Source organism: Halostagnicola bangensis (assembly GCF_054653435.1).
In genome coordinates, this window is record NZ_BAAIGG010000002.1 from 3,047,254 (window position 1) to 3,071,290 (window position 24,037).

15 protein-coding genes and 1 tRNA gene are annotated in these 24,037 nt (G+C 60.0%); 10 read left to right on the forward strand and 6 right to left on the reverse strand.

What is annotated here, in order from left to right:
• Nucleotides 1-36: 36 nt before the first annotated feature.
• Nucleotides 37-2,289 carry an NADP-dependent malic enzyme gene (locus ACYQ14_RS16970; RefSeq protein WP_459889595.1) on the reverse strand — a complete coding sequence of 751 codons (2,253 nt, stop codon included), beginning with the start codon at nucleotides 2,287-2,289 and terminating at the stop codon, nucleotides 37-39.
• Between the two features lie 190 nt (nucleotides 2,290-2,479).
• Here ACYQ14_RS16970 and ACYQ14_RS16975 point away from each other — a divergent pair, with 190 nt between their 5' ends.
• From ACYQ14_RS16975 to ACYQ14_RS16985, 3 genes are all read left to right on the forward strand, one after another.
• Nucleotides 2,480-2,980, forward strand: a complete 501-nt coding sequence (locus ACYQ14_RS16975; RefSeq protein WP_459889597.1) for a Mov34/MPN/PAD-1 family protein — start codon at nucleotides 2,480-2,482, stop codon at nucleotides 2,978-2,980.
• A 91-nt stretch (nucleotides 2,981-3,071) separates the two neighbouring features.
• A complete protein-coding gene (locus ACYQ14_RS16980; protein WP_459889599.1) occupies nucleotides 3,072-3,539 on the forward strand; it encodes an FAD synthase family protein in 468 nt (155 codons plus the stop codon).
• A gap of 322 nt (nucleotides 3,540-3,861) precedes the next feature.
• The gene (locus ACYQ14_RS16985; protein WP_459889601.1) at nucleotides 3,862-5,205 is read left to right on the forward strand and encodes a YncE family protein; all 1,344 of its coding nucleotides are present in this window, start codon (nucleotides 3,862-3,864) and stop codon (nucleotides 5,203-5,205) included.
• 298 nt (nucleotides 5,206-5,503) lie between these two features.
• Here the strand turns inward: ACYQ14_RS16985 and ilvD are convergent, their stop codons facing one another.
• From ilvD to ACYQ14_RS17000, 3 genes are all read right to left on the reverse strand, one after another.
• Nucleotides 5,504-7,228 carry a dihydroxy-acid dehydratase gene (gene ilvD, locus ACYQ14_RS16990; RefSeq protein ID WP_459889603.1) on the reverse strand — a complete coding sequence of 575 codons (1,725 nt, stop codon included), beginning with the start codon at nucleotides 7,226-7,228 and terminating at the stop codon, nucleotides 5,504-5,506.
• 84 nt (nucleotides 7,229-7,312) lie between these two features.
• Nucleotides 7,313-7,933, reverse strand: coding sequence for a molybdenum cofactor guanylyltransferase (mobA, locus tag ACYQ14_RS16995; RefSeq protein ID WP_459889605.1), 621 nt, complete (start codon nucleotides 7,931-7,933; stop codon nucleotides 7,313-7,315).
• Nucleotides 7,934-8,103: 170 nt separating this feature from the next.
• On the reverse strand, nucleotides 8,104-9,684 hold the full coding sequence (locus tag ACYQ14_RS17000) for an oligosaccharide flippase family protein (protein WP_459889607.1): 1,581 nt from the start codon (nucleotides 9,682-9,684) through the stop codon (nucleotides 8,104-8,106).
• Nucleotides 9,685-10,222: 538 nt separating this feature from the next.
• Between ACYQ14_RS17000 and ACYQ14_RS17005 the strand changes: the two genes are divergently transcribed.
• Nucleotides 10,223-11,188, forward strand: coding sequence for a beta-ribofuranosylaminobenzene 5'-phosphate synthase family protein (locus ACYQ14_RS17005; protein WP_459889609.1), 966 nt, complete (start codon nucleotides 10,223-10,225; stop codon nucleotides 11,186-11,188).
• Nucleotides 11,189-11,975: 787 nt separating this feature from the next.
• On the opposite strand, the gene ACYQ14_RS17010 is transcribed toward ACYQ14_RS17005, so the two are convergent.
• Nucleotides 11,976-12,060 (reverse strand) — tRNA-Ser (locus ACYQ14_RS17010).
• 118 nt (nucleotides 12,061-12,178) lie between these two features.
• Between ACYQ14_RS17010 and ACYQ14_RS17015 the strand changes: the two genes are divergently transcribed.
• Both ACYQ14_RS17015 and ACYQ14_RS17020 read left to right on the forward strand, forming a co-directional pair.
• Entirely contained in the window at nucleotides 12,179-13,129 is a 951-nt protein-coding gene (locus ACYQ14_RS17015) for an AAA family ATPase (RefSeq protein ID WP_459889611.1), read from the forward strand.
• A 172-nt stretch (nucleotides 13,130-13,301) separates the two neighbouring features.
• Nucleotides 13,302-14,960, forward strand: a complete 1,659-nt coding sequence (locus tag ACYQ14_RS17020) for an outer membrane protein assembly factor BamB family protein (protein WP_459889613.1) — start codon at nucleotides 13,302-13,304, stop codon at nucleotides 14,958-14,960.
• Nucleotides 14,961-15,064: 104 nt separating this feature from the next.
• Here ACYQ14_RS17020 and ppc read toward each other — a convergent pair whose 3' ends face one another.
• Nucleotides 15,065-17,755: a phosphoenolpyruvate carboxylase gene (gene ppc, locus ACYQ14_RS17025; RefSeq protein ID WP_459889615.1), complete on the reverse strand. Its 2,691-nt coding sequence runs from the start codon at nucleotides 17,753-17,755 to the stop codon at nucleotides 15,065-15,067.
• 418 nt (nucleotides 17,756-18,173) lie between these two features.
• On the opposite strand from ppc, the gene glmU reads away from it, so the two are divergent.
• The 4 genes from glmU (at nucleotide 18,174) to ACYQ14_RS17045 (ending at nucleotide 23,602) form a co-directional block, all read left to right on the forward strand.
• Nucleotides 18,174-19,355 carry a bifunctional sugar-1-phosphate nucleotidylyltransferase/acetyltransferase gene (gene glmU, locus ACYQ14_RS17030; RefSeq protein WP_459889617.1) on the forward strand — a complete coding sequence of 394 codons (1,182 nt, stop codon included), beginning with the start codon at nucleotides 18,174-18,176 and terminating at the stop codon, nucleotides 19,353-19,355.
• A 280-nt stretch (nucleotides 19,356-19,635) separates the two neighbouring features.
• Nucleotides 19,636-20,994, forward strand: coding sequence for a phosphoglucosamine mutase (gene glmM, locus ACYQ14_RS17035; RefSeq protein WP_459889619.1), 1,359 nt, complete (start codon nucleotides 19,636-19,638; stop codon nucleotides 20,992-20,994).
• Nucleotides 20,995-21,159: 165 nt separating this feature from the next.
• Nucleotides 21,160-22,839, forward strand: coding sequence for an alkaline phosphatase family protein (locus tag ACYQ14_RS17040; RefSeq protein ID WP_459889621.1), 1,680 nt, complete (start codon nucleotides 21,160-21,162; stop codon nucleotides 22,837-22,839).
• Nucleotides 22,840-22,939: 100 nt separating this feature from the next.
• Entirely contained in the window at nucleotides 22,940-23,602 is a 663-nt protein-coding gene (locus ACYQ14_RS17045) for a helix-turn-helix domain-containing protein (RefSeq protein ID WP_459889623.1), read from the forward strand.
• Nucleotides 23,603-24,037 lie beyond the last annotated feature (435 nt).

Genomic DNA, 24,037 nt, shown 5'->3' on the forward strand with positions numbered 1-24,037 from the left:
TTCCGAGGCCGGATTCTCGGGCCGTGAATCGTCCAGTTACTGCCGTTGTGCGTCGACGGTCGCGACTGCTGCGAGATTGACGATATCTTTCACCTCGTCATCCCGCTGCAGGACGTGGACCGGTTTGTCCATCCCGACGAGCATCGGACCGATCGCTTCCGCGCCGCCCAGTCGCTGGAGCAACTTATAGCAGATGTTTCCGGCCTCGAGGTTCGGCAGGACGAGGACGTTCGCCGGCTTCTCGAGGTCGGTGAACTCGTAGGTATCGGTCAGCATTTCTTCGACGACCGCGGTATCTGCTTGCATCTCACCGTCGACGGGGAATTCGACGGCCGGATCGTCCCGAAGCAGTTGAGCGGCGCGGCGCGGTTTTCGGGTCCCTTCGTTGTCCACGCTTCCGAAGTTCGAGTACGACAGCAACGCGGCGCGCGGTTCGACGTTGAACCGTTCAGCGAGCGACGCCGTGTGTCGGGTCACTTCGGCCAGCACCTCCTCGTCGGGGTTCTGGTTGACGGTCGCGTCGGCGAGGAAGACGACCCGATTTTTGAACGCGAGCAGGTAGACTCCCGCGGCGTAATCGGCGTCCGACGCCGTTCCGATGACCTGCAAGGGTGGTCGAAGCGCCGAGGGGTAGTGATGGGTCAATCCGGTCAACATCGCATCGGCGTCGCCGCTCTCGACCATCACCGAAGCGAAGTAGTTGCTCTCGCGAATCATCTCCTTGGCCTCGTTGCGAGTGACTCCCTTTCGTTTCCGTTCCTCGTAGAGGGTTTCGACGTAGTGGTCGTACGAGCCGTCCGTCGGATCAGCAACCTCCGGTTCGAAGTCGAGCCCGAGGTTCGCCGCGGTCGTCCTGATCTCGTCCTTGTCGCCGATCAAAACCGGTTCGGCGATCTCTCGCTCGGCGATCTGGTAGGCCGCCCGAATGATCTTCTCGTGTCCGCCCTCCGCGAGCGCGAGCCGCTTGGGCTCGCTCTGGGCTTTGTTCAGCACGATCCGCATCATCTCGCGGGATTTTCCGAGACGCGCCTCGAGTCGTTCGACGTACGCCTCGAGGTCGATATCCGTTCGTGCGGCACCGGTTTCCATCGCCGCGCCCGCGACCGCGGGTGCGACCTCGAACAGAACGCGGGGATCGAGTGGTTTCGGGATGATGTACTCGGGGCCGAACTGGAGCGGCTGGTCGCCGTACGCTTTGAGGACCGCGTCGGGAACATCTCGTCTCGCCAGATCGGCGAGCGCCTCGGCGGCGGCGACTTTCATCGCTTCGTTCACCTGCTTTGCACGCACGTCGAGCGCGCCGCGGAAAATGAATGGAAACCCGAGAACGTTGTTGACCTGGTTCGGGTAATCCGAGCGGCCGGTCGCCATGATGACCGTATCGTCGCGCGCGGATTTGGCTTCCTCGTAGCCGATTTCCGGATCGGGGTTCGCCATGGCGAAGAGAATCGGGTTCTCGGCCATCGACCGGACCATCTCCGGGGAGACAATTCCGCCCGCGGAGAGTCCGACGAAGACGTCCGCGTCGACCATCGCGTCGGCCAATTCTGTTCCCGGCATGTCGGATGCGAACTCCCGGTTGTACGCGTTCAGATCGCCAGCCTCGGCGCGTTCGGTCGTGAGGATACCGTCGATATCGCACATCGTGATGTTTTCTCTTTTGATGCCGAGCGAAACGAAGAACCGCGCAGTCGCGACCGCCGCCGCGCCCGCACCTGCGAAGGTTACCTCGAGTGACTCGAGGTCCTTTTCGATCAGTTCGACGGCGTTCAACAGCGCGGCACCGCTGATGATCGCGGTGCCGTGCTGGTCGTCGTGAAACACCGGAATATCCATTCGCTCGCGGAGGCGCTCCTCGATGCGAAAGCAATCGGGTGCGGCGATATCCTCGATATTGACGCCGCCGAAGGTCGGCTCCATCGCGGCGACCGACTCGACGAATGCGTCCGGATCCTCGAGGTCGAGTTCGATGTCGAAGACGTCGATATCCGCGAACCGCTTGAAGAGAACGCCTTTCCCCTCCATGACGGGCTTGGACGCCTGTGCGCCGATGTCGCCCAGTCCGAGGACCGCGGAGCCGTTCGACACCACGCCGACGAGATTCTCTTTTGCGGTGTACTGGTAGGCGTCGGCGGCGTCCGCCGCGATTTCGCGACACGGTCCCGCAACGCCGGGCGAGTACGCAAGCGAGAGGTCTCGCTGTGTATTCGTCGATTTCGTCGTTCGAATTTCGATTTTTCCGGGCGGTTCCTCGCGGTGATAGTCTAGCGCGTCCTCTTCGAGTCCCATGCGAACCCGTTCGAACTCACGAATTAAAAGTGCCTACCTACAATGTATGTGGAATGTGTATATCTGACATAGGTTCCAGTACGGCACTATTAATAATTAGATATCGGATGGGCGTTCGTCAGATTTTGCCGACACTCAGCCACCGATTCCATTCGGAACGTTTAGCAACCGCAAACCCGGAGGTGGGTACATGGGGCTGTTCGACGCGTTGTTTCGCTCGAGTGAGATACTCGGTATCGCCGAGGAAACGCTCGAGTTCGTACTCGAGTCCTCCGAGGAGACACACCCGAACGAATACATGGGGTTTCTCCGCGGAACCGAGGCGAACGCGCTCGGCCTCGAGCGAGACGGTCTCGTTATCACCGACATTCTCGTCGTTCCGGGAACCGAGAGCAACAGCGTCAGCGCGACCGTTCGCACGAGCATGATTCCGAACGACGTCAAGGCGCTCGGAAGCATCCACTCACACCCCAACGGTGTCGTTCGACCGAGTAGTGCGGATCTGGAAACGTTCGGCCGCGGCAGCGTCCACGTTATTATCGGCGCGCCGTATCGGCGCTCAGACTGGCAGGCGTTCGATTCGCAGGGACAGCCGACACAGTTGAACGTCCTCGACGTCGAACTGCCCGAATCCGAGGAGTTCTTCGATTTCACACAGGCTGACATCGACGAGGATATGCAATGGGAGTGATTCGAATCGACGAGTCGACGACGGCTGTATCGAGCCCGCAGTTTTCCGCCGAACGACCGCTCCGTTTCCCCGTTTCGGAGGTGAACTACCAGTGAACCAGGCCGACGAAACCGACGAATCGTCGCCGAAATCGCGGACCGTCGTTGCCCAGGGAACGTTCGACATTCTCCACCCGGGTCACGTTCACTACCTGGAACAGGCGGCGGCGATGGGCGACGAACTCGTCGTTATCGTGGCCAGAAAGACCAACGTCGATCACAAGGAGTCCCCGGTTTGTAGCGGTCGCCAGCGCCGAGCGGTCATCGATTCGCTCGAGGTGGTCGACGAAGCGGTTCTCGGTCACGAGGAGGATATCTTCCTTCCGATCGAGGAGATCGACCCCGACGTGATCGCACTCGGCCACGATCAACACCACGATGACGAGGCGATTGAAACCGAACTTGAACGGCGGGGAATCGACTGTACGGTCGAGCGAGCGGATCCGCGGGAGCCGAAATACGACGACGAACTGTTATCAACGCGGCTGATCATCGATCGAATTCTCGAGCGACGGGAGTGAGCGGGATACCGGTTCATCGCTGGGAATCTCGATAGAAGTCGGTAGTAATCGTTGAGAATCCTGATAGAAGTCCGTACTATAGCGTGCGCTGTTTCGACGGCGGGTGTCGTTTCGATTGTCGACACAGATATGGGCAATACTTGCCAACCTTTTCGACCAGTCTGGACGGAATTATCGTAACCGTGGTTCAATGCCACCCTCAGAAGACGGGGCAAATACGGTAGCGCTAATATTTGCCTCTTCCTATCCCGAACGCCAGAATTTGCCACGGAGAAGGGCTGAAACAAGCAAACTTTTGGGGGTGGAGTTCGGACTTTGGGTGATGACGGTTGATCCAATGAAAAGTCGACGAGCATTTCTCGCAGGAAGCGCGACCGCAGGTGCAATCGCGCTGGCAGGATGTTCGGACGAAACGGATGAGGAAAACGGTGGGAACGGTGACGACAACGGAGACGGTTCATACGAGATTTGGGGACTCGATCAGGGCCGAGACGACATTTACGTCTACCAGCCAGATGCTGACGAAGACGACGAGTTCGAACTCATCGAAGAGATAGACGTCAACGATCTCGAGGACGTGCCCGACGAAGGCGTCGTTCCGCACATGATCGACTTCAGTTCGGATTACGAGTACGCGGCAGTCGCTTGTACTGCTGGTGCACGCACGCTCGTCTTCCGAACCGAAGACTACGAACTCGTCGGTAACATCGAAACCGGTCCCGGCTCGCACATGGCCGTCTTCTCGCCCGACGACGAGTACATCCACGTGGACGTAATCGACGAGGAGACGATCTCACGAATCGACGCGAATCTCGAGGACGAGGAGTTCGAAATCGAAGCCGAACTCGAACTGCTCGAGGACGAGACGGTCCAGGACGCTGGAATCGAGTCGGCGAGCCCGATCTGCCACCAGTTCGACAGCAATGGGCGGTCGATTCACACGCTCGGACCGAGTTACCACGATTCCGGCCTCGTGATCGTCGACCACGACGAGTTCGAAGTCGAGATCGCCTATTCGCAGGACGAACTGCCGACCAACTGTGGGACGATGCCACATCCGGAGGAGGACAAGTTCTACCTCACCGCCGGACTCCCGTCCGATCCGGACGAGGGCGAAGACGGCGTCGGCGAGTTCTACGTCTACGACACCGCCGAGGACGAGATTATCGAGGAGGAACGAAGCACCGAAGGCGTCGACGCGCACGGTTTCTGGTTTACGCCCGACGGCGAGGAACTGTGGGTCCTCAACCGCGAGACCAACGACGGTATCGTCCTCGACCCCGAGGATGACTCGGTCATCGAAGAAATCGACGCGTACGGTCCGGCCCAGAGTGAGAACCCCGACGAACGGGACTCGCCCGACATCATGTGGTCCTCCCCGGACGGCGAGTACATGTTCGTAACCCTTCGCGGTCCCGCACCACTGTCCGGCGATCCCCACGCCGCAACCGGCGTGACGCCCGGCTTCTCCGTGATCGACGTCGAAGACCGGGACATCGTCGATGTCGTCGAACCAGAACCCATCGACGAGTTCGACGACGACGAGATCGAGGCCGCACAGGAAGACGAGGACGACGCGGAACCGCTTCCGGACTTCCACGGTCTCGGTGTCCGACCGATCGACGAGTTCGACAGCGAAATTCCGAACTCGCCGCCGTTCAACTAGAGAGACGAATCGCTTTCGGCATTTTCAATTTTTCAGGACGACTGGTGGTGGAAGCTGGAGCGAGTCGATCGCATGACCGGTTTCGACAAAATGCTCTATCGCGAGCTTCGAGGCCTCGGATTCGGAATGCTCGCTGGAGTTTCCCACCCGCCAATCACACTGTAGACAGTATTTACACATGAGACTCGAGTGTGTCTCTCTCCTACGCGGTCGAAAGTGCAGTGCAGGAATTCGAAAGTCTCGTTGAAGCGATGACGAACGACGACGATTTTGTCGACTCGCGAGGGTCCTAATCGGGCTACTCTTCTTTAACGCTCGGATTCGTCACGGCACCGTTCGACGCCGAGCCGAAATCACGCGTATACTTCGCGAGGACGCCGTTATCGTAGGGTTGATCCGGCTGTTCCCACTGCTCGCGTCGAGTCTCGAGTTCCTCCTCGGCGACATCGATCTCGAGATTACGTTCGGGAATGTCGACCGTCACCGTGTCGCCATCCGCTAACAGTGCGATGGGTCCGCCGACGTACGCTTCGGGGGCGACGTGGCCGATCATCGGACCGCGAGTACCGCCCGAGAACCGCCCGTCCGTGATGAGTGCGACATCGTCTTCGTGGCCGGCACCGACGACCGCGGCTGTCACGCCGAGCATTTCGCGCATCCCCGGGCCGGCTTTCGGTCCCTCGTTGCGGATGACGATCACGTCGCCGCTCTCGATGTGGCCCTCCTGTACGTAAGCCATCGCGTCCTCTTCGTTTTCGAAGATGCGAGCCGGGCCCTCGTGGTAAAACTCGTCGTCGCCAGTCACTTTCAGAACCGCTCCCTCCGGCGCGAGATTGCCCGAGAGGATCTTGATCGCACCCTCGTCTTCCTTCGGGTCCTCGATGGAGTAGAGGAAGTCGGCGTCGATCTCGTCGTCGGCCGGCAGATCGAGCGTTTCGAGTTCTTCTTCGATCGTCCGACCGGTGACCGTCTTCGCGTCGCCGTGGATCAGGCCAGCCTCGAGCAGTCGTCGGATGATGACCGGGACGCCGCCGATTTCGTGAAGGTCGCTCATCATGCGGTCGCCGCCGGGCTGAAGATCGGCGATCTTCGGCGTCTTCCGTGAAATCTCGTCGAAGTCCTCGATCTCGAGGTCGACGCCGGCCTCGCGTGCGAGCGCGAGTAGGTGCAACACGCCGTTAGTCGAGCCTCCGATGGCCGTCTGGACGGCGATGGCGTTCTCGAAGGACTTCCGGGAGATGATGTCGGACGGGCGGCGATCTTCCTCGACGACTTCGACGCCGAGTTCGCCGGCCCGTCGGGCGACTTCGTACCGCTGTTCGTCCTCGGCCGGTGCCGACGCGCTTCCCAGCGGTGCGAGCCCGATCGCTTCCGAAATCGACGCCATCGTGTTCGCGGTGTACATCCCGCCACAGGAACCCGCGCCGGGACAGGCCTGACGCTCGAGTTCGTCGAGTTCGTCCGCGTCCATATCACCGGTGCCGTACGCACCGACGCCCTCGAAGACCTGAACGATGCTGACGTCTCGGCCCTCGTGTTCGCCGGGCATAATCGACCCACCGTAGAGGAAGACGGTCGGAAGATCGGTCCGAATCGCGGCCATCATCATTCCGGGGAGGTTCTTGTCACAGCCCGCGACCGTAACGAGCCCGTCGATGCGCTCGCCGAAGGCGACGAGTTCGACACTATCGGCGATGACCTCTCGAGAGATGAGCGACGCCTTCATCCCCTCGGTCCCCATCGAGATCGCGTCGGAGATGGTGATCGTGCCGAACTCGATCGGCATTCCGCCACTCTCGTCGACGCTCTCGATCGCCGAGGCCGCGACATCGTCGAGGTGGACGTTACACGGCGTCACGTCCGCGGCGGGATTCGGAACGCCGATCATCGGCGAGCCGAGATCTTCGTCGTCGAAACCCATCGCTCGAAACATCGCTCGGTGGGGTGCCTTCTCGGCACCCTCGGTGACTTCACGGCTCTGTAACCGTTCGTCTTTCCCGTGGTCGAACTTATCGCTGCTCATACTCGAATCTGCACTCGAGGGGTCATAAGTTACCCTTTCTCGTTCGCGCGGCCGACGAGACTCGAGGCGGAACCGGCCACAAATTCAGCGTCGTTCTTCCGCTTCTCTGAGTGCCTCCTGTGTATCGATGCTCTCGAACGTCTCGGATGAGATGTCCTCGAGTTCCGCCTCCGGAACGGTAGCCCAGTCGATCTTCTCGAGTGCCGCCACGACGCGGTTGTCTTCGGAATCGATCGTCTCTGCGCAGGCTCGAGCCATCGCATCCGCTCGATACACTGCCTGCGTCGTCTGAAGCCAACCCGCCTCGAGCTCGACGACTGCCCCATCTCGTCCTCGAGCCCGCTCGAAGAGTTCCTCGAAAAGCGCCGGGTCGACCAAGGGCATGTCGCAGGCGACGACGGCGGTGTACTCGAAGTCGGAGTGCTCGAGCCCGGTGTGGATTCCGCCGACGGGACCGCGGTCCGGAACCGGATCGATCGCGAACTGAATCGACGCCTCGGCTCCCGACAGCGCCTTGCGGATCGCCGCCTCTTGCTCCGATCGACAGTTGATGACCACGTCGTCGGTTATCCGAGCAAGTCGATCGACGACGCGGCGAATCATGGGCGTTCCGTCGAGTTCTGCGACCGCTTTGTCCGCCTCACCGAAACGGGTGGAGTAGCCGCCTGCGAGGACGACGCCACCGAGAGAACTGTCGACTGACACGGCTATCGATTGGGAAACGAGATACATAACCTCTCGGTTCATCGAGTTCGTTCGACGAATCTACGCTTATGAGCAAGCTCGAAACGACCAGAGTGAACGAGAGCGGACGACTCAAATGAACAAAAGAGGAGTCGATATGTGGGACGCGCTTCCAACGGTGTGCGAACCGGTCAAAACTTAAAGTATCGAGTCAAGCCACTATCCCCATCACGATTCTGAAGCCGACGACAGACCGGCTGGGCCTTCGACCCGATGGGATCCGGGAACTGGGCGAGGACCTGAAAGATTTCCTTGAGGTCGAGAGCCCCGAACAGGACGGCGACAACCAGAAACAACATTAGTCCAACGGGCGGGACTACGAACATCGAGATCGGGACGAGCCCAATGAGCGGAACTGTAATCGGCGTCGCAAGCATGGACGCCAGCGCGAAGATCGGCACTGCCGCGACGACACCGGTCGCGATCACGCGAACGTATCGAGCGTCGGACACCGGATCGAAGCCGACCTGCCACGCGCTCCAGACGTGGAAGATAGCCATCGACCCGTAGCCGATGGAGGTTGCGACCGCCGCACCGTACATCCCGTACAGTGGAATGAGGGCGGTGTTCAGGATCACGTTGATACCGGCGGCCGATCCCGTCGCGAGGATCGGATACTTGAGTTCTCCTTTCCCCTGGCCGATAGCCAGAATCGGACGTGCTAACGCGAACCCGAGCGCGCCGGGAAGCAACAGCAACAACGGTTCGACTGCGGGTTCGGATTCGGGCCCCCAGTATACCGGAACAACATCGTGTGCGAGTGCGGCCATCCCGATCGCCATGATCGCCGTGAGCAAGAACGTGTATCGGGTCGTTTTTGCTGCCAGCGTAGAGACTCGTTCGTTTTTCCCCTGCGACCACAGTTCGGATGTCGAGTGGACAAAGACCGTCTGTAACGTAATCGGAGCGAACCAGAGGAACTCGGCGAAGACGAGCGCCGCTTTGTAGTGGCCGACCTCGTCCTGGGTTGCCAGGGCCTGGAGCATCATCACGTCGACGTGGTACAACGACATCAGCAGAAAGACGAGAACGATCGAGAGCGTGTTGAACGACATCATCTCCCGCTTGGGGAGCGTTCCGCCGTCAAACTCGAAGACGCTTCTGAGCGATTTATAAAAGTGTAACACGATGAGTCCGATCACGGCGGCCAGCCCAGCCGCGAGCGCTTGGCCGATGAGGGCACCGACGACGCCGTACCCGTAGTAGACCATCGGCAAGGCAACGACGACGAACGCGACGTTGTACAGAACCTTCAACGGCTCGGAATATTTCTCGAGGCCGAACCCCATCAGCGACTTTCGAGCGAACATCATGTACTGGGACGCGATTACCATCGCGATCATCGCGTAGGAGTAAAGCGTGAACTCGGGCCCCCAAACGAATTCGAAGACGCCCGCGTAGGTGACCAGACCGAGTATCGTCGACCCGATAACGACGAGCAGTGTCGCCAATCGGAGGTAAAATCCGATGACAGATCGTTCCCAATTAGCGATCGAACGCTCCTCGGCGACGTACTTTCGGACGCCGTCGGCGACAGCGGTACTCACGAAGATCATGATAATCGAGTGAGCAGATAGCACCGTCGCGTAGGCACCGTAATCGGCCGGCCCCATCCAGCGGTAGAGCAACGGCGACGAGATAATCCCCAAGAATAGCGTGATGAATTTTCCGCTGGCAACGGTGAGGATTCCACTCGTAATCGTTCGATTCACGGCACCACCATGTGATGTGCTAGATCCATATCATGTATTTGCGGGCAACGCACCGGATGGTCGAGACTGTCGTCGCGGACAGAGGAATCAATTCGATCCTTTGCTGTGTCAGCCTCCCTTCAGATATATCCCGCCCGCCAATTCGCCCGATGCTGTTGTCCGTTCGTATTCGATCCGAGTGAGATTGAAACGATGAGCGGCGCGATACACAGCATCCTACCGCGAGAACCTAGTTTATTATGTCTCGGTTAGTTCGGAACCATTGCGTTAACTCACTGTTAAACGCCGCAGTGACGGCACGGAACGAGATGAATTCCCAACATGAACGAGCTTCAGAGATCGTATTGGACACATCCCAACTAGCAACTGGCACCCGACGATGAAACACACCAAATCCATTCTCGAGAAAAATACCCGTTCGTTTCATTAGTCAACCGATTTCGGCGACATCGCTTCGGGTCGACGGCGCAGATTCCGATCGACGACACCCTTTGCCAACGTCGTAACCCCCTTCCCCGACGGGTTCGTAGCCGCCGCTATGGCGACCGTTAGCGCCGGCGCACGGCTCCACGTCGGCTTTCAAAACCTCTCGCTTGCACGCGACCGACTCTACGGCGGGATCGGGATCGGCCTTGAGGAGCCACGGGTCACGGTCACTGCCAAACGAGGAGATACCGTCACGGCGAACGAGTCGCTTCTGTACGACTACGCGACTCGAGCGGTCGAAATCCTGAACGTCCCCGGCGTTTCGATCTCGCTCGAGCGACGCCTGCCCCGACACGTCGGGTTGGGGAGCGGAACCCAACTCGCGCTTTCGGTGCTCGCGGCGACGGCGACCGCGTACGGACTCGAGCCGAAGATCCGACCGCGAGCGCCGGCGATGGGCCGGGGCGGCAGAAGCGGGATCGGAGTTGCGACGTTCGAAGACGGCGGCTTCGTCGTGGATGCGGGCCACCCCACCGGTCGGTTCACCACGGAACCGCCCTCGGAGGGCGACTGGACGGTTCCACCGGTCGTGGCCAGACACGAACTGCCGAGCGACTGGCAATTTCTCGTCGTCGTTCCCGACGCGTCGCCGGGCCGGAGCGGAAACGGCGAGGACGAAAGCATGCGTGCGGTCGTCGAACGCGCGGATCCCGCCGTCGCCGACGAACTCGCGAGCGTGGTTACCGGGAAGCTCCTCCCCGCCGCCGCCGAGGGGAGACTCGAGGCCTTCGGGGAAGCGATCGCCGAGATCGGGCGGAAGAACGGTGCCTGGTATGCCGACGCCCAGGGCGGCGTGTTTCGCCCCCCGGCGGGCGAACTCGTAGAGTCACTCGACGGCTGTCCCGTCGTCTCCGGAGTCGGCCAATCCTCGTGGGGCCCGGTCGTGTACGGCGTTACCGACGAGAGCCACGGCGAGGAAGCCGTGGCCGCGGCGCGTCGAGCGCTCGAAGAGCGCACGCTCGAGGGCGAAGTGATACTCGCCTCGCCGTCTCGAACGGGAGCGTCACTCGAGAGATAACGCGGGTCAGAAGAAGGCGATTCAGTTCCGTTAGGCGTGTGGGTTCGGCGTTTCGCTGTCTCCTTTCCCTGATCTCCTTGCGCACTCTCTCGAGCAGTACATGCTCTCGTTCTCGATCCCTGGACCGCTGAGGCGAACGATTTCGTCGTACGAAACGTCACCCCCACACTCCTTGCAACTCCCCCGTACACCGTCTCCCCACCAGTTCGCTACGTACCCCAATATTACCATCATTAGAATCCCGATAATGACGGCCACCACGAGCGCTTGTATCATGTGAATTCATCTAGTGATACTCTCCCGGATATTTCAACGTTCGTGTATGTGGGTAGGTTTATCGTACGAGTTTCCACCGGTTGCGGGTCCCATACCTGGTTGAACGAATCGGTGCGCCTCTCGATCATCCACAGGAGGGTATCGAAGACGAGAACGCGCCGAGAGGGAGAGTTGTACAACGTTGAGACGTGCTCGCGAGTTTGTTCGCGGAAGAACTCCGAGAGGGAGATTTGAACCACGGTCGGACGGTCCCGCTCACTTCGTTCGCGAGCTGCGACCTCCCTGATTCAAATCTCCTTATACGTTGGCTTCCGCTCACGAATGCGAGCACACGCTATGCGGTGCTCGCGAGTTTGTTCGCGGAAGAACTCCGAGAGGGAGATTTGAACCACGCGAAGACATGCTCACTTCGTTGTGCGTGCCTTCTCTCGTTCAAATTCCCGTAGTCGTTTACGGCGATCGGTTGACTCGCGCCGCTACGCGCCGCTCGTCGGAGTTGGTCGCCGTAGAACGCCGAGAGGGAGATTTGAACTCCCGTGTCCGTGGGGACAGCAGATTTCGAATCTGCCGCCTTGGCCGGGCTAGGCTATCTCGGCTCATCACATACTACCCGGGTAACGTTTTTACGGGTTTCGATTTTTCTCTCGAGCTGTATCCGGACAAACGTGACAACCAAACAGAAAAGCTTTGAGCGACGGATCACTGGATACCGCCATGGACCTCACACAGGCGAGCACTGAGTGCGAGTCGGTTCTCGAGGAGATCAGCGGCGCGGTGATCTGCGAGCGCGAATTCCTCGAGACGATCCTCGTCGGCGTCGTCGGCCGCGGCCACGTTTTGCTCGAGGATGTCCCCGGAACGGGAAAGACGCTCACCGCACGCAGCGTTGCGACCGCGCTCGGACTCTCGTTTTCTCGCATCCAGTTTACGCCGGACCTCCTCCCCGCGGACGTCACCGGCACGCACGTGTTCAACGAGCGCGAGCGCGAATTCGAGTTCAACGAAGGACCGATCTTCGCGAACATCGTGCTGGCCGACGAGATCAACCGCGCGCCGCCGAAAACCCAGGCCGCGCTTCTCGAGGCGATGGAAGAGGGCCAGGTCACCACCGACGGCGAAACGCGTCAGTTACCACAGCCGTTTTTCGTCATCGCAACCCAGAACCCCGTCGAACAGGAGGGGACCTTCCAGCTTCCGGAGGCCCAGATCGATCGGTTCCTCGTCAAAACGTCGATGGGGTATCCGGACGAATCGGGCGAAACCGAACTCCTTCGACGGCGGGCGGGTCGAGACGACATGAGCCCGAGCGTCGATCCCGTTTTGGAGTCGGAGACCGTCTCCGAACTCCGTTCCGTCCCGGAATCCGTTCGCGTCGACGAGGATCTCCTCGAGTACATCACCCAACTCGTCCGAGAAACGCGAGCGGACGGCCGGGTCGAAGTCGGCGTCTCCCCGCGGGGAACCCAGCGGTTGTTCGAAGCGTCGCGGGCTCACGCTACGCTGGTCGGACGCGAATACGTTACCCCCGACGACATCAAACGTGTCGCCGAGCCGGTGCTGGCCCACCGACTCGTTTTGACTCCCGACGCGACCATCAACGGCGTCGACAAATCGGCCATCGTCGAGAACGTTCTCGAGTCCGTTCCCGTTCCCACGCTCGAGTAAACGCCCGACATATCGCTCCGACTAGTGCCTGCGGTTGAGGACACGAATCTGCCGATACGTTCCCACCGAAACGCTAGTAAACAGTTTGGAACGATCTTTTTCGGCTTATTTCACTCACTGAAACCGAATTATTTCGGGTATAGAAATGAGCGTTAAATTTCGTAGTATGCGTATGGCTGGATGGAAGAGACGATCGGTGCTGGCCACTGGGGGAGCAATCGCTACCAGTGGATTGCTCGCTCCGGTCGGACTGAGTCGTGCAGAGGAACACTCCTCCGAACTATCGCTGGACGACTCGACTGGCTGGTCCTCGTATCACGGTAACCCCGGAAACACCGCCGCTGTTCCGACGGACGAACCGATTTCTGCGCCGGATACAGTCGCCTGGCGGTACGACGAGGAAGGTGATATCGCGGTACTCGATGGTGCAGTTTACCTCCGAACGGGCGGCGAAGTCCACGCACTCGAGGACGAAACCGGTGAGCGACGGTGGATTGCTGAGGGAATAGACGCGGCTGGAACGCCGGCGGCGCTCGAAGAAGCCGTCTTCGTCGGTGGCGACCGACTAACGGCGCTCGAGGCCTCGAGCGGCGACGTTCGCTGGGAGGAATCGTTCGACGACGACGAGGGAGTTCCAAGTCCGACGGTCGCGTTCGGCACGGTTTACGTCGTCGTTGGCGAGACGCTGTACGCGTTCGACGCGGAAACCGGCTCGCTCAGTTGGGAGCGATCCTCGGTCGAAGTGGAAACGACTGACGGCGACGAAACCGTCTCGTTTCGGTCGACGACTGTGGCCGTCGCGAACGACCTCGTCTATGCCGAGATCGGTAGTTCAGGGTTCGTCGCGCTCGATGCGACGAACGGGACGACGGAGTGGACCTACTGGTGGGGCTACTCCAACGAACCCCACGGGTATCTCGTCGCGACCTCAGAGCGGCTCTATACTGGACAAATATCCGACGGGGAGGAGTACCCCGTACTCGACGCACAAACCGGAGAACGGATCGCCTACACCTCCTATCGGTTCCCCCTCGCAGCGACCGACGACGTTCAGGTGCGAACGAATAGACACAGTGTTCGGTTATCGGAGTACGAATCAGGCGACAGCTGGTCCGTCGGCGGCACGACTGACGAATGGGGGCGGCCAGTGATCGTAGGCGAAACCGTCATCGTGCCCTCCCACTCGATGGCCGACGAGCCGGCAATTTTCGGTTTCGATATCGCGGACGGGAGCCAACAGTGGGCGCTCCGACTGACCGGCATCGATATCAACACGCTCGAGGGCAACACCTGGCCGAGCGACTCGTTCGTCGCCACCGAAGACACGATATACATCACGAGTCCCAGCCAGCTCGCCGCTATCCGTTCCTCACCAGAGGGCGACGAAGAGGGTGATGAAGAGCCCGGCGAAGAGTCCGAAGACGTAGAGTCCGAAGACGTAGAGTCCGACGGTGACTCCGAGGACGAACTCGAGAGCAACGAAAGCGCCGACGACGGCGATGGTGTCTCCGAAATCGCCGAGTCGACGAACGAATCCGAAACCGGCTCTTCTACGGAGTCGACCAACGAGTCCACGGATGATTCGGAGAACATCTCCGTCGACGACGGGAAAAACGGGGCCGACAACGAATCGGGGAGTGGGTCCGCGAACGTAAGTCAGAACGAGTCCACCGACGGAACCGAAAACGAGACCGACGGCGACGCCACGCCTGGATTCACCACCGGAGCCGGGATCGTCAGCGGAGCGCTCGGACTCGAGTGGCTCCGTCGACGGAGTAAAAGGGGCGAGCCGACGGCTCTCGATGCCGAATCCGACGAATTAAACGAATAAGTATCAGCGTCTTTCGACCGGTCGGCGGTGCCACGCTGGCTGACGGCGGACAGGCGTTCGACGCGATAACTGTTCAACGCCAGAGACGTTCGACACCGAAACCGCTATCCGGTGTTTTTCATCCCGGCCGCGATTCCCTTGACGGTCAATCGGAGCGTTCGCTCCTCGACGTCGGTTCTGTGGGACCGTTCCAGTAGATACGTCTGGAGAACGTTCAACGGATCGACGTAGGGGTTTCGTCGCTCTAAGTTCTCGCCCAACCAGTCGCGGGTGTGTAACTGGTCGCGCTGACCGATCGTCGTCACGTACTCGGCGGCCTGTTCGTACTCCTCGGAGACGCGCGGGAAGAACTCGTTCCGGAGATCTTCGTCCGCCAGATCGGCGTACTCCGCGGCGATCTCGAGTTCGGTTCTCGAGAGCGACAGGGCGGCGTTGTCGAGCGTCGATCGGAAGAACGGCCACTCGTCGTACATCTCTTGGAGCGTCTCCATCGAGCCACCGTCTTCGAGATAGGCACCGATCCCGTCTGCGAGGGCGTACCAGCCCGGCAGGATACAGCGCGATTGGGTCCACGAAAAGACCCACGGAATCGCGCGCAGGTCCTCGACGGTGCGCTCACCGCTTCGGGAAGCGGGTCGCGAGCCGAGATCCAGATCTTCGATGACCGTGATCGGCGTCGCCTGTTCGAAGTACTGGACGAACCCATCGCTCTCGAGGAGGTCTCGATACTCCTTGCGGGCGGACTTGGCCATCGTCTCCATGGCCTCGATCCACTCTTCGCGGATCTCCTCCTCGGGCTGGTTGATCGCGTTTCGTCGCGCACGCAGTTGCGCGTTGAGCATCTGTTCGATGTTTCGCTCGGCGATGCGAGGATTGCCGTACTTCTCGGCGATCGCTTCGCCCTGTTCGGTGAACTTGACCTGGCCCGTCACCGTGCTGTTGGGCAGTGCGAGCAGGGCTTCGTTCATCGGGCCGCCGCCGCGGGAGATCGAGCCGCCCCGGCCGTGGAACAGCCGCATCGTCACGTCGTGGTCCTCACATATTTCGCCCAATCGACGCTGGTTCTTGTACAGCGACCAGTTTGCGGCGAGAAAGCCGTTCTCCTTGTTCGAGTCCGAGTAGCCCAGCATGATTTCCTGAGTGCGCCCGCGGGCCTCAAGCGCCTGCGCGTAGGCCTCGTTTTCGAACAGCGTCCCCATAATCCGCCGTGCACCCGAGAGCGCGTACTCGGTCTCGAGCAGTGGGACGATATCCAGTCCGCAGTGTTCGGGCAGGGAAACGATTCCCGACTGGTCGGCGAGGAACAGGACTTCGAGGACGTGACTCGGTTCGTCGGTCATCGAAATGCAGTAGGTGTCGATCGCCTCGACGCCGTACTCGGTCTGCCAGTCGGCGAGTTCGTCGAAGAGGGTGAGGACGCGCGTGGAGTCCTCGGAGAGATCGTCGACGCCTTCGAGGTTGATGACCGTCTCCTCTTGTAGTATCGCGTCGGTCAGGAACTCGACACGGTCGTCCTCCGAGAGCCCGTGGTAGTCAACCCCTTCGCGCTCGAGGGCCTCGGCGATCGCGTCGGTGTGTTTGGCCTGGTGTTCTCGAAGGTCGAGGCTGGCGAGCGAGAAGCCGAACGTCGCGACCTGTCGGCGAATCGGATCAACGTGTGCGTCGACGACCGTCTCCGCGCCGTTTTCGCGGAGGCTCGACGCGATGATCTCGAGATCGGTTAACAGTTCCTCAACGTCGGCGTACCCGCCGGGACGAACGTCTCCGACTCGGTCGAGCCGTTCGCGCATGAGCTTGAGCTTCTGTCGGTACGGCTCGCCGGGATACCGGGTCTGGGCCGTCTGCGCGCTTCCGGGTAGTCGTTCGCGGTCCTCCTCGAGGCTCGCCTGGAACCGTCCGTCGACGTCGAGCCGGCTGCCGTCCTGGCTCAACACGCCGGACAGTCGTTTGAGCTGTTCCCGGTAGCGCTCGAGGACGACCTCTCGCTGACGTTCGAGCGTGTTCGCCGTGACCTCCGGCGTGACGTAGGGGTTTCCGTCGCGGTCGCTCCCCGCCCACGAGCGGAACTCGAACAGCTTCGGAACGTCGACCCGACCGTCGAGCTCCTCCTCAAGTGCGACGCCGAACTCGTCGTACACTTCCCCGACGACGTCGAAGAGGGTGTTTTCGAGGTACCACTGTACGTTTCGGGCCTCGTCTTCGGGTTCGGGCTGGCGCTTTCGAACCTGGGGCGTCTGCCAGAGGCTCGTCACCTCGGCGTCGATGTCCCGCCAGACCTGACCGCGTTCCTTGTCGGTCAACAGCCGTTCGTCGAGCGTCTCGAGGTGGTTCGAGACCTCCCGAAGCTTCGATTTGACCGTTTTCCGTCGCGCTTCGGTCGGATGTGCGGTGAACGTCGGCTCGATGAGCACGTCTTCGAGAATTTCCTGTGCGGTCTCGAGGTCTTCCTCGGCGAGGTCCTCAGCGACCGTCTCGAGGCTATCTTCGAGCGTGCCTTCCTGCGATCCTTCGCGAATCGATCGCACTCGCTCGCGTTCTTCGGCGAGATTGATGAGTTCGAAGTAGCTCGTAAACGCGCGGGCGACGATCCGCTGTTGGTGTGGCGAGAGTCCCTCGAGTTCGGTGACCAACGGGTCGCGACTGTCGAGGTCGCCGGAGCGATAGTCGATCGCGGTTCGACGACACGACTCGACCGTGTTGAACGCCCGCCGAGAGGTCTGTTCCTCGAGGACATCACCGAGCAACGCACCCAGTTCTCGAACGTCCTGACGTACGTCCCTGTTGTGCAGGTCCATAACATGGTTGTGACCGTCCCACTTGAAAAACCCGGTGGAATTAAAATCTTTACTACGATTATTGTTTGTACAATGGTTCGACGATAGTCGAATACCTGGGGAAGTTAGTTTGGAGCTGTTAGAGATCTGTATAGTGAATATAAACAGTTCTTACGATCTTGTTGAAGATATCTATAAGAAAATATTAGTTGGATATATTACTGATTGTGTTACTAAATAGGAGACAAACGAAAATTGGGTTCATTCCCACACCCGAAACGCTCACTCTGCCCGAACCCGCGGGTGACCTCGGGAGAAGGTTGCCAACGTATCCCAGGCTTCTTCGGAACCACTCCCGTCAGTCCATCTCGTCCTATTGGTAGGCTCGTTCTCATTATCGTGCGTATAAGGAAACTGGCGCTGTGTCCACCGACCGACCATGCAAACTATTGTTCTTGCTGCGGGGCAGGGGACCCGAATGCGACCGCTCTCTGAATCACTGCCGAAACCGATGCTTCCGGTCGGCGCCGGTTCGCTGGTATCGCACAACATGTCTGCGGCGGTGGAGGCCGGAACCGACGAACTCGTTCTCGTCGTCGGTTACGAAGGGGATGCGGTCCGCGATACGTTCGGTGACACGTTCGAGGGAGTCCCCGTCAAGTACGCGACACAGACCACCCAGGAGGGGACGGCTGACGCGTTACGGGCGGCGAGTACGCACGTCGACGGTCCGTTTGCGGTCCTGAACGGCGATATCGTCTACGAGAAAGACGCGCTCGCGGACCTGTTCGAGAAGGGGCCGAGCGTCGGTTCGACTCGAGTCGACAATCCGTCGAACTACGGCATCCTCGACGTGGTCGACGACACCGTAACGGGAATCGTCGAAAAACCCGAGGATCCGCCGGGAAACGTCGCGAACGCCGGTGCGTACGTGTTCCCCGAATGGGCGCTCGAGTGCCTGGACGTTCCCAAAAGCGACCGCGGCGAGTTCGAAATTACCGATATCCTTTCGCGAGTTATCGAGGACGCCGACGTGGGACACGTCGAACTGGACGACTGGCTGGACGTGGGACGACCGTGGGAACTGCTCGAGGCGAACGAATGGCGGCTGGGTGACCTCGAGACGGAACTGAACGGAACCGTCAATGCAGACGCCGAGCTTTCGGGTCCGGTCGTCGTTGAGGAGGGGGCGACCGTTCGTTCCGGCGTCGTCATCGAGGGGCCGGCGCTGATCCGATCGGGGGCGACGGTCGGACCCAACGCCTATGTTCGCGGCGCGACCCTCGTCGGTGAAGACGCGTCGGTCGGACACGGCGTCGAGATCAAAAACAGCGTGGTGATGGCCGGAGCGAGCGTCAGCCACCTCTCGTACGTGGGCGATAGCGTTATTGGCCGAAACGCGAACCTCGGCGCGGGAACGACCGTCGCGAACCTCCGCCATGACGACGAACCGGTGACACTGTCGATCCGCGGCGAGCAAGTCTCTACCGGCCGTCGAAAGTTCGGCGTCGTTCTCGGAGACGACGTCAAAACGGGGATCAACACGAGCCTGAACGCCGGCGTGAAGCTCTCGACGGGAGCGACGACGAAACCCGGCGAACGCGTGACTCGAAATCGATAACGACGAGACGAGTCTGAATGCAAACCTCGAATCGGTGACTGCGGGCCGGCACCGATAACGACGAGCCGAGCCAATACCGCCGAGTTACTCCTCGAGTCGTTTCGTTCGATTGCTTGGAAATACGCGATACACGCCTCATAGATTCGGTTGTCAGTCATTTCCGGCCATTCGCCACCCCGCTCTGGCGACAAACCGGTACACAGGTACAATCGACCCTATCAGCCCTTGTCTCCGGATTAGCAACCCCATAGTAAACCTCCGGACGACGAAGGAAGCTCCCATGTTCGGAACGAGTGGCATACGAGGAGCCGTCGGAGACGATGTTACTGCGGATCTCGCACTAGCTATCGGCCGTGCCGTCGCGACGGAAGGATACGAACGGGTCGTCGTCGGCCGCGACGTTCGAGAGAGCGGAAACGTGCTCGTCGACGCGCTTACGGCCGGGCTCAGAGAGTGCGGCTCGGACGTTCTCGAGGCAGGGGTCGCGCCGACGCCGACGATCGCCAGGGCGGTCGACTGGTTCGATGCCGATGCGGGCGTCATCGTTACCGCCTCGCACAATCCGAAAACGGACAACGGAATCAAACTCTGGTCCGCGGGCGGGACGGCGTTCGGTCCGGATCAGTGTGACGAGATTTCGACGAGGATCGAACTCGAGGAGTACGACGTCCAAGCGTGGGATGGCCACGGATCCATCGAGCGTGCCCAAGGGGTTCTCGATCGCCACGCCTCGGAGCTGATCCGGAGCGTATCGATCGACGAGCCGCCGAGCGTCGTCGTCGACGTTGGAAATGGAACCGGCTCGATCACCGCTCGAGTGCTTTCAGAGCTAGGCTGTGCCGTCGAGACGCTCAACGGCCAGCAGGACGGACGATTTCCCGGTCGGCCGAGCGAGCCTACCCGGGAAACGCTTTCAACCCTTTCGACCGTCGTCGCTGAAACCGATGCACAGCTCGGAATTGCCCACGACGGGGACGCGGACCGAACGGTTGCGGTCGACGAAACGGGATCGTTCGTTCCGAAGGATGTTCTGTTGGCGCTGTTCGCTCGCGACGCAGCCACGGCAGTGAAGGGCGATCTCGTCGCCGCTCCCGTCGATACGAGTTTGGCCGTCGACGACGCGCTCGAACCGGTCGGCGCGTCGGTGACCAGAACACGAGTCGGCGACGTTTTCGTCGCCAACCGGACGACTCGACCGGACGTCGTCTTCGGTGGCGAACCGAGCGGTGCGTGGATCTGGCCGGACGAGGCGTTGTGTCCGGACGGTCCCCTCGCGGCTTGCAAGCTCGTCGAACTCGTCGCTGACCGTTCCGGGGAAGGGCTCTCCGCTCTCGTCGGCGAAATCGACACCTATCCGATCCGTCGAACGTCGATCGATGTCGAACAAAAGAACGCCGTGATGGAGCGTGTGCGCGATCGAGTCGCCGATCAGTACGACGACGTAGATACGCTCGACGGCGTATACGTTGACAACGACGACGGATGGATCCTCATCCGTGCGAGCGGGACGGAACCGGTGATCCGGGTTACAGCCGAAGCTCGAAGCGGGTCCCGAACCGACCAGTTGTTCGACGATGCAGTTGATCTCGTCAATAAATCCGTCTCCTCGCCCGACGCGATCGAACAGTCTCCACGTTGATACGTTCGCTTTCATCTGCACCGCAGAAGGCGATTTTCCCGTTTAACAGTGAGATAATGAAGTAATCTGGCTGTCTCCCTCGAGGTGAGACGATACTCCGAATCGAGTCCCTGCGTCCCGCACCGACAATGGGAGAATTGACAACACAAACGACATTATAAATACATGACTAATGAGTTACACGAAGGCGATGACCCATCGGGCGAGAGCCCCGCGTCGAGGGGCATGGACACGCTCCTCATCGGTATCGACGCCGGATGCATACCGGTCTTCGAACGACTGTCAGAAAAGGATCTCATCCCGACCATCGACCGGCTCTGTTCGGACGGAATCCGTGCGCCGCTCGAGTCCCAGATCCCGCCGTGGACGCCGAGCGCCTGGCCGTCGATCTACACCGGTGTCAATCCGGGCCAACACGGCGTCGTCGGGTTCGTCGGGTACGACGGCTACGACTACCACGTCTCGAGCAACGAGGACGTCCACGAACATCCAATCTGGGATCTCCTCGACCGGCACGGGCGCTCGAGCGTCGTCGTCAACGCGCCGGTAACCCATCCACCGGACGAGTTTGACGGCGCTGTTATTCCGGGGTTTTTGGGTCCGGAAGATCCGCCGTGTCATCCCGACGGGCTCCTCGACGAGGTTCGGGACGAGATCGGCGACTACCGAGTCTATCCGAGCTATACTCGCGACGACGAGACGATTTCGGAGGACGAAAAGATCGGCGAGTACCTGAACCTCGTCGAAATGCGCGGGAAGGCATTTCGATACCTCGCCGACGAGTTCGATCCGGACTTCGGCTTCTTGCAGTTTCAGAAAACGGATACAGTCTTTCACGAATTCGCAGGAGACGAACCGAAAGTCGACGCCGTTTACGAGGCAACCGACGACCAGATCGCGAAGACGCTCGAGGCCTGCGACCCGGATCGGGTCTTCCTCGTGAGCGATCACGGCATGGGGCCGTACGACGGCTACGAGTTCAGGATCAACGAGTTCCTCCGCGACGAGGGGTACATCGAGACGACGACAGGCGGAAAGGGGATGCCGTCGTGGACGCCGATGCGCCGGCGCCTCCGCGAGGGAGAAGAGGTAGAGACCTGGGAACCGGGAGCGACCGCACGCGCGGCGTCGGTCGCCGCCCAATTTGGAGTCACCGCGAGCCGGGTCAGAGAAGCGCTCGAACGCGTCGGCCTCGCAGAGATCGCGATCAAGTACGCACCTGGCGGCGTCTCCCGTACGGCTAACGAACAGGTTGATTTCGCCGAGTCGAAAGCATACGTTCGTGCTCGGACCGAGCTCGGCGTTCGGATCAATCTCGAGGGAAGAGAGCCCGAGGGTGTCGTTTCGCCCGAAGCGTACAAAGACGTCCGTGAAGATCTCATTCGAACGCTCGAGGGGATCGAGACGCCGGACGGCGACCCGGTTTTCGAGACGGTCGAGCCTCGGGAGGAGTACTTCCACGGTGATTTCGTCGAACACACGGTCGACATCGTGACGATCCCGGCAGATTTCGAGCACGCGCTATCGGAGCAACTGGGTGGCGAGGGCTACTTCGGGCCAGCCGAGCCCTGGAACCACAAGATCGACGGCATCTTCGCCGCAGCCGGAAAGGGAATCGACGAGGAGGCGTCCGTCGATCGAGCGCACCTTTATGACGTTGCACCGACGGTGCTGGCCGCGATGAGCGTGCCCTACAGCGACCGAATGGACGGTGACATCGTTCCCGTCGTCGATTCGATCGACCCCGTTTCCTATCCGGCCTACGCGAAAACGGGTACTGAGAGCCAACCGAGCGCAGACGACGACGTGACCGAACGACTTGCCGATCTCGGGTATATGAACTAGTTCAGCCCCCTCAGGCCCTCTATTTCATTCAGTGAAACAGTGTTACTCTGTCTATAGATATGCCCAATCGATGGAGTGGCCGAATCAGGCAGGGATCTCAATGGGATTCATTTCAGAAGTCCATGTCGTTCACGACGACCTTCTGTTAGTGCCGACGATAAAACGTCATCCCGAGATCACGATTAAATACAAGTATAATACTGTAATCGATGGAGCGGAGATGTACTTCGTTTCCATCTTTGCTGAGGACTATTCGACGGTGGAGGAAACGATGGAAGGAGACGGAACGATTTCGGACCCAACCCGTGTTGCAACCTTCGAAAACCGCGCAATCTATCGTGTCACGTCCAATTTAGGGCGGAAAATCGTCCCTGATCAATGCATCAAACGCGGCATATACGTCTTTTCGATCATCAGTGGAGACCCGGGTTGGACCGTCCGAGTGCACCTACCGGATCGCGATGCCTTGGCAGATTTCCAACAGTATTGTCGAGACAATAACGTTTCGTTTCGGATAACACAGTTGTATGAGTCGACGGCGTCGGCCGACGAATCGTATCTGCTAACCGAACAACAACGAGAGATCCTTTCGATGGCGTACTACGCGGGATACTACAACATTCCGCGCTCGGTTTCACAGGACTACCTTGCCGACCGATTAGGAATCTCGAACTCGGCAGTTTCACAACGTCTTCGGCGAGCCGTTGCCGAACTCCTCAGCGCGATACTCGAGGACGGCCAGACGCCGCTCCAGTCCGATTGAGCGTTTCCGTGCTCGGTGGCCAAGGAATCGCTTTAGAGTAGCTATGCCGGCATGGAGCGACAGTAATACCACCTTCCTTGGTCCGCCCGCACGATTGATACTACGGGGCTCGCCCCTCGCGGATTGACTGCGATCAGCTCCCAAACGAATCGACTGCAATCTTCGCTACTGAAGGAACTTGTAGCGCTCTCCGGTACGATTGTACTGCTTATCGATGAACCGTCCCGTTCACCGAGGAAACGAAGTTGGTGCGAGCGTCGCAAGCAGAAATGGCGAGACGAGTTAGCAGGCAGGTAATATCTTACTCGTCGATGGCGTTGAGGAAGAAACCCGCTATTAATTATTGGTTTTCAACGAGACAAACTGTTTCATCCAGCGTGACTGTTGTGTCGATTTGTTCAGCGAATGATGATTTCTCACTTAAAGGCTGGATAT

What these genes read in the sequence shown, in the direction of transcription:
- ACYQ14_RS17020 (WP_459889613.1), top strand. Translation starts at nt 13,302, where the DNA reads ATGGCTGGATGGAAGAGACGATCGGTGCTGGCCACTGGGGGAGCAATC.
- ACYQ14_RS17015 (WP_459889611.1), top strand. Translation starts at nt 12,179, where the DNA reads ATGGACCTCACACAGGCGAGCACTGAGTGCGAGTCGGTTCTCGAGGAG.
- ppc (WP_459889615.1), bottom strand. Translation starts at nt 17,755, where the DNA reads ATGGACCTGCACAACAGGGACGTACGTCAGGACGTTCGAGAACTGGGT.
- ACYQ14_RS17005 (WP_459889609.1), top strand. Translation starts at nt 10,223, where the DNA reads ATGGCGACCGTTAGCGCCGGCGCACGGCTCCACGTCGGCTTTCAAAAC.
- ACYQ14_RS16975 (WP_459889597.1), top strand. Translation starts at nt 2,480, where the DNA reads ATGGGGCTGTTCGACGCGTTGTTTCGCTCGAGTGAGATACTCGGTATC.
- ilvD (WP_459889603.1), bottom strand. Translation starts at nt 7,228, where the DNA reads ATGAGCAGCGATAAGTTCGACCACGGGAAAGACGAACGGTTACAGAGC.
- ACYQ14_RS16970 (WP_459889595.1), bottom strand. Translation starts at nt 2,289, where the DNA reads ATGGGACTCGAAGAGGACGCGCTAGACTATCACCGCGAGGAACCGCCC.
- ACYQ14_RS17045 (WP_459889623.1), top strand. Translation starts at nt 22,940, where the DNA reads ATGGGATTCATTTCAGAAGTCCATGTCGTTCACGACGACCTTCTGTTA.
- ACYQ14_RS16985 (WP_459889601.1), top strand. Translation starts at nt 3,862, where the DNA reads ATGACGGTTGATCCAATGAAAAGTCGACGAGCATTTCTCGCAGGAAGC.
- glmM (WP_459889619.1), top strand. Translation starts at nt 19,636, where the DNA reads ATGTTCGGAACGAGTGGCATACGAGGAGCCGTCGGAGACGATGTTACT.
- glmU (WP_459889617.1), top strand. Translation starts at nt 18,174, where the DNA reads ATGCAAACTATTGTTCTTGCTGCGGGGCAGGGGACCCGAATGCGACCG.
- ACYQ14_RS17040 (WP_459889621.1), top strand. Translation starts at nt 21,160, where the DNA reads ATGACTAATGAGTTACACGAAGGCGATGACCCATCGGGCGAGAGCCCC.